The sequence below is a fragment of the Saccharothrix sp. CB00851 genome (genome assembly GCF_001905065.1).
GTDB lineage: Bacteria > Actinomycetota > Actinomycetes > Mycobacteriales > Pseudonocardiaceae > Actinosynnema.
In genome coordinates this window covers 91,994-104,324 of record NZ_LWLC01000056.1, presented here as the reverse complement: position 1 = coordinate 104,324, position 12,331 = coordinate 91,994, and the positions used below count along the sequence as shown (strand labels likewise).

Annotated in this window: 10 protein-coding genes; 7 read left to right on the top strand and 3 right to left on the bottom strand. The window is 71.0% G+C overall.

Annotated elements, in window-relative coordinates; all coding sequences use genetic code 11:
* Positions 1 to 159 precede the first annotated feature (159 nt).
* Positions 160 to 1,266 carry a substrate-binding domain-containing protein gene (locus A6A25_RS37700; protein WP_073898644.1) on the top strand — a complete coding sequence of 369 codons (1,107 nt, stop codon included), beginning with the start codon at positions 160 to 162 and terminating at the stop codon, positions 1,264 to 1,266.
* A 6-nt stretch (positions 1,267 to 1,272) separates the two neighbouring features.
* On the opposite strand, the gene A6A25_RS37695 is transcribed toward A6A25_RS37700, so the two are convergent.
* Complete coding sequence (locus tag A6A25_RS37695; protein WP_073898641.1) at positions 1,273 to 2,043, bottom strand: SDR family oxidoreductase; 771 nt, start codon at positions 2,041 to 2,043, stop codon at positions 1,273 to 1,275.
* Complete coding sequence (kduI, locus tag A6A25_RS37690; RefSeq protein WP_198932997.1) at positions 2,040 to 2,828, bottom strand: 5-dehydro-4-deoxy-D-glucuronate isomerase; 789 nt, start codon at positions 2,826 to 2,828, stop codon at positions 2,040 to 2,042. The genes A6A25_RS37695 and kduI overlap by 4 nt, the downstream gene beginning before the upstream one ends.
* 167 nt (positions 2,829 to 2,995) lie before the next feature.
* Between kduI and A6A25_RS37685 the strand changes: the two genes are divergently transcribed.
* Positions 2,996 to 4,099 (top strand): substrate-binding domain-containing protein, encoded by a 1,104-nt coding sequence (locus tag A6A25_RS37685; protein WP_241829132.1) that lies wholly within the window; start codon positions 2,996 to 2,998, stop codon positions 4,097 to 4,099.
* Positions 4,100 to 4,432: 333 nt separating this feature from the next.
* On the opposite strand, the gene A6A25_RS37680 is transcribed toward A6A25_RS37685, so the two are convergent.
* The gene (locus A6A25_RS37680) at positions 4,433 to 5,383 is read right to left on the bottom strand and encodes a sugar kinase (RefSeq protein ID WP_198933008.1); all 951 of its coding nucleotides are present in this window, start codon (positions 5,381 to 5,383) and stop codon (positions 4,433 to 4,435) included.
* A gap of 168 nt (positions 5,384 to 5,551) precedes the next feature.
* Here A6A25_RS37680 and A6A25_RS37675 point away from each other — a divergent pair, with 168 nt between their 5' ends.
* From A6A25_RS37675 to A6A25_RS37655, 5 genes are all read left to right on the top strand, one after another.
* Positions 5,552 to 7,615: an RICIN domain-containing protein gene (locus tag A6A25_RS37675; protein ID WP_073898636.1), complete on the top strand. Its 2,064-nt coding sequence runs from the start codon at positions 5,552 to 5,554 to the stop codon at positions 7,613 to 7,615.
* Between the two features lie 59 nt (positions 7,616 to 7,674).
* Positions 7,675 to 8,964, top strand: a complete 1,290-nt coding sequence (locus A6A25_RS37670; RefSeq protein WP_241829131.1) for a BNR repeat-containing protein — start codon at positions 7,675 to 7,677, stop codon at positions 8,962 to 8,964.
* 101 nt (positions 8,965 to 9,065) lie between these two features.
* Positions 9,066 to 9,986, top strand: coding sequence for a carbohydrate ABC transporter permease (locus A6A25_RS37665; protein WP_083668983.1), 921 nt, complete (start codon positions 9,066 to 9,068; stop codon positions 9,984 to 9,986).
* A gap of 62 nt (positions 9,987 to 10,048) precedes the next feature.
* On the top strand, positions 10,049 to 10,858 hold the full coding sequence (locus tag A6A25_RS37660; RefSeq protein WP_073898884.1) for a carbohydrate ABC transporter permease: 810 nt from the start codon (positions 10,049 to 10,051) through the stop codon (positions 10,856 to 10,858).
* A 51-nt stretch (positions 10,859 to 10,909) separates the two neighbouring features.
* Entirely contained in the window at positions 10,910 to 12,256 is a 1,347-nt protein-coding gene (locus tag A6A25_RS37655) for an ABC transporter substrate-binding protein (protein ID WP_073898634.1), read from the top strand.
* Positions 12,257 to 12,331 lie beyond the last annotated feature (75 nt).

The window sequence follows — 12,331 nt, the reverse complement described above, 5'->3', positions numbered from 1 at the left end:
CAGGAGTGATCGTGTCAAGACTCACAGCACGCTCACCGCTTCCCGAGCGACCCGGCCTGTCGCCGCGAGGTGCCACGGCGCGCCGCCCACATAATTGGGGCCACGATCAACGATGGGAGGACGTGCGGTGACGACAGCGCGCATGGGGCAGGTCACGTCGTGAACTCCGAGTCGCGCACGCTGGCCGCCAAGAGGCGCGCGTCGATCCTCGAAGCGCTGCACCGCGACGGCGTGGTCCGGATCTCCGACCTCAGCGAGCAGATGGGCGTCACCGCCGTGACGCTGCGCCGCGACATCGCCCACCTCGACGGCGAGGGCCTGCTGCGCCGGGTGCACGGTGGGGCCACGCTGCCCACCGCCGACCTGCTGTCGCCCGGCGTGCCGCCGTTCGAGGTCGCGCCGGAGCGTGAGCACCTGGGCGCCGCGGGCATGTTGGTCCCTTCGCTCGACTACTACTGGCCCGAAGTGGTCCGCGGCGCCGAGGCGGAGGCGTCCGGGCAGGGGTTACGGATCCTGCTGCGCGGGTCGTCGTACGAGAGCGCCGACGACCGCCCCCAGTTGGAGCGGCTGCTGGACAACGACGACGTGTGCGGGCTGATCGCCGCGCCGAGCCTGACCGCGCCGTCCGCGTCGGCCACGATCGAGTGGCTGAGCACCCTCGACACCCCCGTCGTGCTGGTCGAGCGCGTGGCGACCGTCGGCCCGCGCCAGGCCGTGATGGAGTCGGTGGTGTCCGACCACGCCCTCGGTGCGGCCATGGCCGTGCACCACCTCGTGTCGTTGGGCCACCGCAAGGTCGGGGTGGTGACCAGCGAGAACAGCCCGACGTCACCGCACGTGCGGCGCGGGTGGTCCGACGCGTGCGCCGAGACGGGCCTCGACGCGCGGTCCACCGTGGACACCGCCGTCCCGGCACCGGGCACGCCCGGCTGGGACACCGCGCTGGACGCGGTGCTGGACGGGTTGGCGTCCACCGGCACCACGGCGGTGCTCGTGCACGCCGACACCGAGGCGATGACCCTGGTGCAGCGTGCCGAGCAGCGTGGCGTCAAGGTGCCCTCCGGGCTGTCCGTGGTGGCCTACGACGACGAGGTGGCGGCGCTGTTCACGCCGGCGCTGACCGCCGTGCGCCCGGCCCGGCGTTCGATCGGGAGGGCGGCGGTGTCGTTGCTGGCCGCCCGGCTGCACGACCCGGACCGGCCGGCGCACCGGGTGGTGATCACCCCGTCCCTGCGCGTGCGCGACTCGACGGTGCCGCCGCCCTGACCCGGTTCACCGGGCCAGCCAGCCGCCGTCGACGGGCATCACGACGCCGTGGACGTAGTCGGCCGCGCGCGAGCACAGGAACAGCACCGCGCCCGCGATGTCCTCCGGTTCGGCCCAGCGGCCAGCCGGGATGCGGTCCAGGATGGACCGGTTGCGGTCCGGGTCGGCGCGCAGGGCGTCGGTGTTGTCGGTGCTGACGTAGCCGGGTGCGACGGCGTTGACGTTGACGCCCCGGTGCGCCCACTCGTTGGCCAGTGCCTTGGTCAGGCCGGCGACGGCCGACTTCGACGCGGTGTAGCCGGGTACGGTGATGCCGCCCTGGAAGCTCAGCATCGACGCGATGTTGACGATCCGGCCCGAGCCGCGGGCCAGCATCGCGCGGCCGACGTCGCGCGACAGCGTCCAGGTGGCGCGCAGGTTGACGTCGAGCACGTGGTCGAAGTCGGCGTCGGTGTGCTCGGCGGCGGGCGCGCGGCGGATCGTCCCGCCGTTGTTGACCAGGACGTCCACTTCCCTGGCTGCCAGCAGCGCTCCCAGCCCGGCCACCTGGTCGGCGTCGGCGAGGTCGGTCCGGATCGGGGTGAACGCCCGTCCCTCGCCCTCGACCGCGGCCCGGGCCGGGCTGTCGCCCTCGGGCATCGAGCCGCTGACGCCGACCACGTCGGCGCCCGCGGCGGCCAGCAGCCGTGCCACGGCGAGCCCGATGCCGCGGCTGGCGCCCGTGACGGCGGCGGTCCGGCCGGTCAGGTCGAACAGGCCGGTGACCTCGGGCGTCATCGCAGCGCCGCCGCGGGGTGCGGGTCCATGTCGTCGAACGCCTGGTTCTCCCCCGCCATCGCCCACACGAAGCTGTACGCGGCGGTGCCGACGCCGCTGTGCACGGACCAGGGTGGCGAGATCACCGCTTGGCGGTCGGCGACGACCAGGTGCCGGGTCTCCGTGGGCTCGCCCATCAGGTGCACCACGCGGGCGTCCGCGGGCAGGCCGAAGTAGAGGTAGACCTCCATGCGGCGCTCGTGGGTGTGCGCGGGCATGGTGTTCCACATGCTGCCGGGGTGCAGCTTCGTCACGCCCATCACGACCTGGCAGCTGCGGACGCCGTTCTCGTGGATGTACTGGGTCAGCGTGCGGCGGTTCGAGGTCAGGGGGTCGCCCAGCTCGCGCACCGTGCCCGCGTCCGGCTCGACCAGGACGGTCGGGTAGGTGGTGTGGGCGGGGGCGGAGAACAGGTAGAACGCGGCGGGCTCGGCCTCGTCGTCGGAGGCGAAGGAGACGTTCTCGGCGCCCCGTCCGATGTAGAGGCAGGCGGTCGGCGCGAGCCGGTGCGCGGTGCCGTCGACCGTCACCGTGCCCGGTCCGCCGACGTTGACGATGCCCGCTTCCCGGCGGTCGAAGAACCGCTCGGCCTTCAGCTCCGGGAACGCCGGCAGGGTCACCGGGCCGGTGCGCGGGAGTGCGCCCACCAGCACGACCCGGTCGTGGTGGCTGTACACCGAACGCACCTCGTCGTCGGCGAACAGGTCTTCGACCAGGTAGTTCCGCCGCAGGTCGTCCGTGGTCATGGACGGTACCTGCGGTGGCGCGGTCGCGTAGCGCTGCTCCACGTTGCGTCGCCTTCCTTCGTTTCCTCACTCGAAGAGTTCAGAAACAGTCAATCCCAGACACAAAGCGAGGGCAAGACTGTACAGTTTGCTTGTTACGATCAGTTTCGATCAGCAGGACGAGGCGGATGGACAAACCGGAGACCAAGGGCACGATGCTGCCCGCCGCTCGACGGCAGTGGCTGCTGGAGCACTTGGCGGGCCGGGGCGTCGTGCGGATCACCGACCTCGCCCGGATCATGGCAGTCACCCCCGTGACCGTGCGGCGGGACGTGAACGACCTGGCCGCCGAGGGGTTGGTGGAACGCGTGCACGGGGGTGTCCGGCTCGTCGCCGACGTGCCCGCCCCGTCCACCGGCACCGACTCCGCGCCCGCGATCGGGATGGTCGTGCCGTCGCTGGACTACTACTGGCCCGAGGTCATCCGGGGTGCGCAGGACAGTGCGCACGAGAGGTGTGCGCGGCTCGTGCTGCGCGGGGCGTCGTACCAGGTGGACGACGTGCGGCACCAGGTGGAGTGGATGATCGGCAGTGGTGCGGTCGACGCGCTGCTCGTCGCGCCGCCGACCAGGGGTGCCGGGGCGGAGGAGCTGATCGCGTGGCTGACCGCCCTGCCCGTGCCGGTGGTGCTGGTCGAACGTTCCGCCGTCTCCGGCCCCTACCGCCAGCACGTCGAGTCTGTGCGCACGGACCACGCCGCGGGCGCGGAACTCGCCGTCCGCCACCTGCACGCCCAGGGTCACCGGGGCATCGGGCTGGCGTTCAGCGCCACGAGCCCGACCTCCGGCCAAGTCCGCGACGGTTGGCACCACGCCATGACCGACCTGGGCCTCCACCCCGCCCCCGAAGTCCAGGTCGCCGCCTACTACGAGCCCGCCTGGGCCATCGACGTCGACCGCGTGCTGGACCTGTGCGCCGTACATCGGGCCACCGCACTAGTGGTGCACTCCGACCGGGAGGCGGTGTCCCTGGTGCAGCGCGCCGAGGAACGCGGCATCGGGGTGCCCGCCGACCTCTCCGTCGTCGCCTACGACGACGAGGTCGCCCGATTCGCCCACCCCCCACTGACCGCCATGAGGCCACCCAAGTACGCCGTCGGCAGCACCGCCGTACACCTGGTGCTCGAACGCCTGGCCCAGGGCCCCGACCGCCCAGTCCGCCGAGTCGTGCTCAGCTCCGAACTACGCGAACGCGCCTCAACCAGCGCCCGCACCCCAACCGCACTACGCTGACCTCGCCGGCCACCACCCGGTCACACCTTCGGGTGATCATCGGCCAAAAATGTACGGAAACACTGTTCTCGCACCTCGGTTAAAACCATGAGGAGCCTCGCCAACCACACCCCCACCCCACACCAGCCCTCGGCCCACGCAGCACCCGCTCCCCGCGCCGGCCCTACACAACGGCGGCTCGCCTGACCGGCAACGGCGGCTCGCCTGACCGGCAACGGCGGCTCGCCTGACCGGCAACGGTGGCCCGCCTGACCGGCAACGCCCGGCGGCGCCCACGCGCGAAGACCCACGGAACGACCGCCGCGCGGACCCGAGTGACCGGCCGTCCGGGACTCACCTCACGCCCGCCGCGCTGACCCGCGCGGCCGCCCAGGTGGCCGGGTCGGCGGAGAGCAGGCGGTCGACGTCGGCCGGTGGCAGGGGCACGGCCACGTCGGACAGGGTGCACAGGGCACCGGCGGCGGTCAGGTGGCCGGAGCGCAGGCAGCGGGCCGGGGGTTCGCCGGAGCGGTGGGCGGCCAGGAAGCCGGCGGCGAAGGCGTCGCCGGCGCCGACCGGTTCCACGACGTCCACGGTGAGTGCGGGTTCGAACACCGGTGGGGTGTCTGCCACCAGGACGGACGCGCCGGTCGCGCCCTGCTTCACGACCAGCGTGGTGGGCTCGGGCAGCAGTCGGCGCACGGCGGTCGGGGCGGAGGCGCCCCACAGTGCGTCGGCCTCGTCGTCGCCGACCAGGACGATGTCCGCCTTCGCCGCCAGCGAACGCAAGACCTCCGGGCCGGTCGAGTCCCACAGTGCCGGGCGCCAGTTGACGTCGAAGGACGTCGTGACGCCCGGGTGGTCCAGCAGGGTGTGCACGAGCGCGAAGCACGACGGCGAAAGCGCGGCGGTGATGCCGGTGACGTGCACGTACGACACCGCGTCCAGGTCGAGTCGGTCGAGCACATCCGGGCCGAGCGCGGACGCGGCCGAGCCCACGCGGTAGTACCGCATGGCGCTGCCGGCCTTGCCCGCCTCCTTGACGTAGAGGCCGGTGGGGCGGGTCGGGTCGACCAGCACGTGTGACACGTCCACCCCGGCCTCCGCCACGGACGCGACGACCGCACGCCCGAACGGGTCGTCGCCCACCGCGCTCACCCAGCCGACGGGAACGCCGAGGGCGGCCAACGCGCAGGCCACGTTCGACTCCGCGCCGCCCGTGCCGCGCAGCCACGTCCGCACCTCCTCGGGAGGTCCGGCTTCGGCCGGCGTGAACACGGCCATGGTCTCGCCCACGCACAGCACCGCGACCACTTCGACTCCTTCGGCGTCCAGATCAGAGCAAAACGATCGTAAACGAAAAAATAGCGCTTGACTCGACTAAAACGATCGCACATGCTCAGGGTCGCACCGCCTGCTCTCCCGTTCCACCTGCCCGGGTAGGTCCGAGAACCGAAGAGGAGATCAACGACGATGAGCCCACGACGGACGACCGAAGAGACCGCCAAGGCGAGGACGGTCGAAAGGACCGGGAAGCGGCGGGTGGCGGTAGGGCTGACCGCGGCGGTGGTGTTGGGCCTGGCGGCTACCTACCCGGCGACGGCGGGTGCGCAGGACGTGCCTGCCGCAGCGGTGACCGTGCGGCCCGATCCGTCCTACCAGCAGCCCGCGTTCGAGGGCTGGGGCACGAGCCTGGTCTGGTTCGCCAATGCCACCGGCGGCTACCCCGATGCCATCCGCAACCGCCTCGCCAACCTCCTCTACGGCGACGACGGCCTGCGCCTCAACATCGCCCGCTACAACATCGGCGGCGGCAACGCGCCCGACGTGCGCGACGACTACATGAAAGCCGGCGCGACCATGCCGGGCTTCTGGCGCGCCCCGGAGGGCACCACCCGCGAGGACGTCGACTGGTGGGACCCGGACAACCCGGACCACTGGAACCTCGACGCCGACGCCGACCAGCGCTGGTGGATCGACCGGATCAAGGGCAACGTGACCCACTGGGAGGCGTTCAGCAACTCCCCGCCGTGGTTCCAGACCGTCAGCGGCTACGTCTCCGGCGGGTTCGACCCCTCGGCCGACCAGATCCGCGCCGACCGGGTGGACGACTTCGCCACCTACCTGGTCGAGGTCTCCGAGCACCTCGAACGGACCCACGGCATCCGGTTCGACACGATCGACCCGCTCAACGAGCCGAACACCCCGTACTGGGGCACCCAGCTCGGCCCCGACGGCCAACCCACCGGCGGTCGACAGGAAGGCGCGCACGCCGGTCCGGCCCTCCAGCAGAGCGTGGTCCTCGCCCTGCGGCAGGCCCTGGACGACTCGGCGCTGACCGCCCGACTGTCCGCAATGGACGAGACCAGCCCCACCATCTTCCGCACCAACTGGAACGCCTACAGCCCCGAGGCGAAGGCCGCCGTCGACCAGCTCAACGTGCACACCTACGGCACGGGCCACCGCACGTCCGCGCGCGACATCGCCAAGGGCGCGGACAAGCCGCTGTGGATGAGCGAAGTCGACGGCACCTGGGGCGCCGGTCAGAGCTTCACCAGCATGGAGCCGGGTCTGGGCATCGCCGAGCGGATCGTCAACGACATGCGCGAGCTGGAGCCGTCCGCGTGGCTGCTGTGGCAGGCGATCGAGGACTACAATCCGCAGGCCGCGGCGGGCAAGAACTGGGGCGCGATCCAGGTGCCGTTCGACTGCCCGGCGGACGCCACGCCCGTGACGTGCCCGATCCGCACGAACACCAAGTTCTACACGATCCGCAACTTCACCCACTTCGTGCGACCGGGTGACCGGGTCGTGAAGGTGGACGACACGTCCAGCCTGGCCGCGGTGTCCGCCGACGGCGACTCCGTCTCGGTCGTCCACCTCAACAAGACCGACGAACAGCGCGCGGTGACGCTGGACCTGTCGCGCTTCGGCGCGTTCGCCGCCAACGCGTCCGTGACCCCGGTGGTCACCGACGTCAACGGCGCCCTGGTGCGGGGCAAGGCGGCCCGCCTCGCCGGGAGCCGTTCGGCCACGTTCACCGTGCCCGCCAAGTCCGTGACCACCTTCGTGGTGGACGGCGTGAGCGGCGTGGCGGCGGACGCGGCGCTCGTGCGGCCGGGTCACGTCTACTCGTTGACCGGCGTGCAGAGCGGCAAGGCCCTGGTGCCCTCCGCCGACGCGAACTCCGTGGTCCTCGGCACGGTGGACCAGGCCGACGCGCGGTGGCACGTGGAACAGGTGACGGCGGGCAACGGCAACCGGGAGCGGTACGCGGTGCGCAACGCCGCCAACGGCAAGCGGGTGGCGGAACGCGGCGGCAACCTGGTGTTGGAGGCGGCCGCGGTGACAGACCCGGCGGCCCAGTGGATCATGTCGACCACGGGTGACGGCACCTACACCTTCGTCAACGCCGCCACCGGTCGGCTGTTCGACGTGGTCGGCCAGGCGACCGGCGTGGGTGCGCGAGTGGGCGTGTACGTGCCCAACTCCGGGTCGAACCAGCGGTGGGCGGTCGTGGACCGCACCGCGCAATAACGACGGGAGTGACGACGGTGTCGGACACCGGGCAAGCGACCGCACCCTCCGTGACCCTGGTGTCCGACACCCTGTTGGACCCCGCCGCGCTGTACTTCGTGTCCTACGACGGCGTGGTCAACAACAACTCGTTCCAGCGTGACGCGATCCTCACCCACGCCGGGCACCAGTACGCAACCTGGTACACCGGCAGCCGCGACGCCGTCGTGGCACGCAGGCGGCGGCTCGGCGGCGAGTGGGAGCGGGTCGTGCTGCCGCACCGGTTGAGCGTGGACGATTCGCACAACGTGATCTCCCTCGGCATCTCACCCGAGGACGGGACGCTGCACGTCGCGATGGACACGCACGACAACCGCGTCTTCTACGTGAAGTCGGTCCTGGGGCCGCGGTGGGACTCGTCGACGTTCGGCGAAGTGCGGCGAACCCTGGACGGCGTCGAGCTGGGCGACATCACGTACCCGCAGTTCGTCGTGACGCCGGAAGGCGTGCTCCAGCTGAGCTACCGCACGGGCCGCTCCGGCAACGGCGTCAACGAGCTGGCCGAGTACCGCGGCGGCACGTGGACGCGGTTGGGTGCGTGGAGTTCCGCCACCGGCGACTACACCGGGCCGAGCGGTGCCGTGTCCGGCACGCGCAACATGTACCTGCACGGCCTGGACTACGACCGGCGCGGGCGCTTGCACGCCGCGTTCACGTGGCGCGAGGGCGACAGCGGTGTGCTGTCCGGCGGTCCCGGCGGGCTGACCAACCACGACACCGGTTACGTCTACAGCGACGACCGGGGCCGGACGTGGCGCAACGACGCGGGAGCCGTCGTGGGCACGACCGGCGGGACGGCGGTGGGCGTCTCGTCCCCCGGCGTCGTCATCGACCACCTGAGCCCCGACCGCGGCCTGATGAACCAGGAGGCGCAGGCCGTGGACTCCACCGGCACACCGCACGTGGTGATCAGCTACGTGCCGGAGCGGTTCGTGCCCCGGGTCTCGGACTACGCGCGGCAGCGGGCGCAGCACGCGCGCACCTTCCACCTCACCCGTTCGGGCGGCACGTGGACCAAGCGCGAAGTGCCCGTCCCGCCGCACAGCACCCAGCGCACGAAGCTGGCCTTCGACCGCGCCGACAACGCCTACCTGGTGATGCCGGGCGGCCGGATCGTGGCGGCGAGCCGGGCGAGCGGGTGGACCGACTGGACGACCCTGTTCACGCCGACGTCGCTCAACGCGTTCGGCGAGGTCAACGTCGACCCGACCCGCGCAGCGGTCGACGGCGTCCTGTCCGTGCAGTACCAGCGGGCCTCGGCAGGCACCACGCCCTCGCCGATCCGGGTGGCGGACTTCCGCCTCCCGTGACGGGAGAGTTACCGACCGAGGGCTTGCGGACGGCAGTTGTTTGCGCAAACATGGCCCCGACTCGATGTTTACGCAAACATGCCGTGCCGACAGGAGTGACGATGACGTCCATCTCGGCGCCGGCCAGGCGGCCGCCGGCACGCACTGCCCGCCGTTCGCGCGTGGACCGCCGGGGTTGGCTGTTCGTCGGGCCGTTCCTGGCGGTGTTCGCGCTGGTGTTCCTGGCGCCGATCGCCTACGCGCTGTGGCTGAGCCTGTTCCGCGAACAGGTCTTCTTCGGCGGCACGGAATTCGTCGGGCTGGACAACTACGCGGCGGTGCTGGGGGACGCGAAGTTCTGGGAGTCGTTCTTCCGGGTGCTGTTGTTCCTGGTGGTGCAGGTGCCGGTGATGTTGGGGCTGGCACTGGTCGCGGCGCTGGCGATCGACAGCGCGCGGCTGCACGCGGCGGGGTTCTTCCGGATCGTGATCTTCCTGCCGTACGCGGTGCCGGCGGTGGTGGCGACGCTGATGTGGGGCTTCATCTACGGCGACGCGTTCGGCCTCGCGGCGGATCTCAACGAGCTGTTGGGGCGCAAGGCGGTGGAGCCGCTGTCGGGCGACTGGATCCTGCTGTCCATCGGCAACATCGTGACCTGGGAGTTCGCCGGCTACAACATGCTGATCCTGTACTCGGCGCTGAAGGTGGTCCCGCACGACCTGTACGAGGCGGCGGCGATCGACGGCGCGGGGACGTTCCGCACGATCCTGAGCGTGAAGCTGCCCGCGATCCGGGGTGCGCTGGTGATCGCGACGATCTTCTCGATCATCGGCAGCTTCCAGTTGTTCAACGAGCCCAACATCCTGCGGGCGTTGGCGCCCAACGCGATCAGCACGTTCTACACGCCGAACATGTACGCCTACAACCTGTCGTTCAGCGGCCAGCAGTACAACTACTCGGCCACGGTGGCGATCGTCATGGGTGTCATCACCGCGATCATCGCCTACGTCGTGCAGCTGCGCGGTTCCCGGAAGGGTGTGTGAGCACCGTGGCCACGACCCACTCCCCGCTCAGGCCGCGCAAGTCCCGGGTGCTGACCGCGGTGATGGCGGTGTACCTGCTCTACACGCTGGTGCCGCTGGTGTGGCTGTTGATCAGCGCGACCAAGACCCAGCAGGACCTGCTGTCGACATCGGGGCTGGCGTTCGGCGGCACGTTCGCGCTGCTCGACAACATCGCCGAGACCTTCAGCCACGACGGCGGGATCTTCCTGCGCTGGTTGGGCAACACGCTGCTGTACGTCGTCGTGGGCGCGGGCGGTGCGACGGCGTTGGCCACCGCGGCGGGTTATGGCCTGGCCAAGTACCGGTTCCGGGGTCGCCGGGCGGTGTTCGCGGTCTTGTTGGGCGCGATCGCGATCCCCGGCACGGCGCTGGCGGTGCCGACGTTCCTGATGTTCAGCAACCTGGGCCTGACCAACACGCCGTGGGCGATCATCATCCCGTCGCTGGTCAGCCCGTTCGGCCTGTACCTGGTGTGGACCTACGCCGTGGAGGCGGTGCCGGACGAGCTGCTGGAGGCCGCACGCATCGACGGCGCCGGTGAGCTGCGGATCTTCTTCACCGTCACGCTGCGCCTGCTGCTGCCCGGCGTGGTGACGGTCGCACTGTTCGCGGTGGTGTCCACGTGGAACAACTACTTCCTGCCGTTGATCATGCTCAGCGAGCCGGACTGGTACCCGCTGACCGTGGGCCTGAACCAGTGGAGCGCGCAGGCCTCCGGTGTCGGCGCCCAGCCGATCTACCACCTGGTGATCACCGGCGCGGTCATCACGATCGTCCCGCTCGTCATCGCGTTCCTGCTGCTCCAGCGGTTCTGGCAGTCGGGCCTGACCGCGGGCAGCGTCAAGCAGTGATCCCTCCCCCTGCCCAGTAGTCCCTCCCACCGCCGCGAAAGGACTCCACCCATGTCACCCACCAGGCGCAGCCGCCAGGTGGCCATAGTCCTGGCCACCGCCCTCGCCACCGCGCTCTCCGCCTGCTCCTCCGGCGACAGCGGCACCGCGCCGGGCGGCGCCACCGGCACGCAGGACGCGGTCGACGCCGCCCTGCGCGAAGGCGGCGAGATCACCTACTGGAGCTGGACCCCGTCCGCCAAGGCGCAGGTCGAGGCGTTCCAGCAGGAGTTCCCCAACGTCAAGGTCAACCACGTCAACGCGGGCACCGGCAACGACCACTACACCAAGCTCCAGAACGCCATCAAAGCCGGCTCCGGTGCGCCCGACGTGGCTCAGATCGAGTACCAGGCACTCCCCCAGTTCGCCATGACCGGCGCGCTGGTCGACCTCGGCCAGTACGGGTTCACCGCCTTCGAGGACGACTACACCCCGTCGACCTGGAACTCGGTCAAGGTCGGCGGCGGGCTGTTCGGCCTGCCCCAGGACTCCGGCCCGATGGCCCTGTTCTACAACAAGGAGGTCTTCGACCGGCACGGCCTCACCGTGCCGAAGACCTGGGACGAGTACGTCGAGGCGGCCAGGAAGCTGCACGCCGCCGACCCGACCAAGTACATCACCTCCGACACCGGTGACGCGGGCTTCGCGACCAGCATGATCTGGCAGGCGGGCGGCAAGCCGTTCACCACCGACGGCAAGAACGTCAAGATCGACCTGCAGGACGAGGGCAGCCGGAAGTGGACCGCCACCTGGGACGCGCTCGTCGAGGAGAAGCTGGTCTCCACGATCCCCGGCTGGTCGGACGCCTGGTACAAGGCGCTGGGTGACGGCACGATCGCCACGCTGGCGACCGGCGCGTGGATGCCGGGCGTGCTGGAGTCGTCGGTGCCGGGCGGCGCGGGCAAGTGGGCCGTGGCGCCGCTGCCGACCTACGACGGCAAGACCCCGGTGACCGCGGAGAACGGCGGCGGCGGCCAGTCGGTGCTCAAGCAGAGCGCCAAGCCCGCGCTCGCGGCGGCGTTCGTGCGGTGGCTCAACAACGGCAACGGCGTCAAGCCGTTCCTGGACAGCGGTGGCTTCCCCGCGACGAAGGCCGACCTGGAGTCGTCGGCGTTCAAGGACGAGGCCGCGCCCTACTTCGGCGGCCAGCAGATCAACCAGGTCCTCACCGCCGCCGCGGGCCAGGTCGTGCCGGGCTGGAGCTACCTGCCCTACCAGCTCTACGCCAACAGCATCTTCGGTGACACGGTCGGCAAGTCCTACGCCGACTCCACCGGCCTGGACCCCGGCCTGACCGCGTGGCAGCAGGCGCTGGTGGACTACGGCAACCAGCAGGGCTTCACCGTCACCACCGGCTGACCCCGGGGCGGGGCGGCCCGGCCGTCCCGCCCCCGACCTCGACAACCCGCGCGCCACACCCGGAAGGGAACACCC

Excerpts from the sequence above, each read along its gene's own strand:
- A6A25_RS37675 (WP_073898636.1), top strand. The coding sequence starts at position 5,552 with ATGAGCCCACGACGGACGACCGAAGAGACCGCCAAGGCGAGGACGGTC.
- kduI (WP_198932997.1), bottom strand. The coding sequence starts at position 2,828 with ATGACCACGGACGACCTGCGGCGGAACTACCTGGTCGAAGACCTGTTC.
- A6A25_RS37660 (WP_073898884.1), top strand. The coding sequence starts at position 10,049 with ATGGCGGTGTACCTGCTCTACACGCTGGTGCCGCTGGTGTGGCTGTTG.
- A6A25_RS37695 (WP_073898641.1), bottom strand. The coding sequence starts at position 2,043 with ATGACGCCCGAGGTCACCGGCCTGTTCGACCTGACCGGCCGGACCGCC.
- A6A25_RS37655 (WP_073898634.1), top strand. The coding sequence starts at position 10,910 with ATGTCACCCACCAGGCGCAGCCGCCAGGTGGCCATAGTCCTGGCCACC.
- A6A25_RS37665 (WP_083668983.1), top strand. The coding sequence starts at position 9,066 with ATGACGTCCATCTCGGCGCCGGCCAGGCGGCCGCCGGCACGCACTGCC.
- A6A25_RS37685 (WP_241829132.1), top strand. The coding sequence starts at position 2,996 with ATGGACAAACCGGAGACCAAGGGCACGATGCTGCCCGCCGCTCGACGG.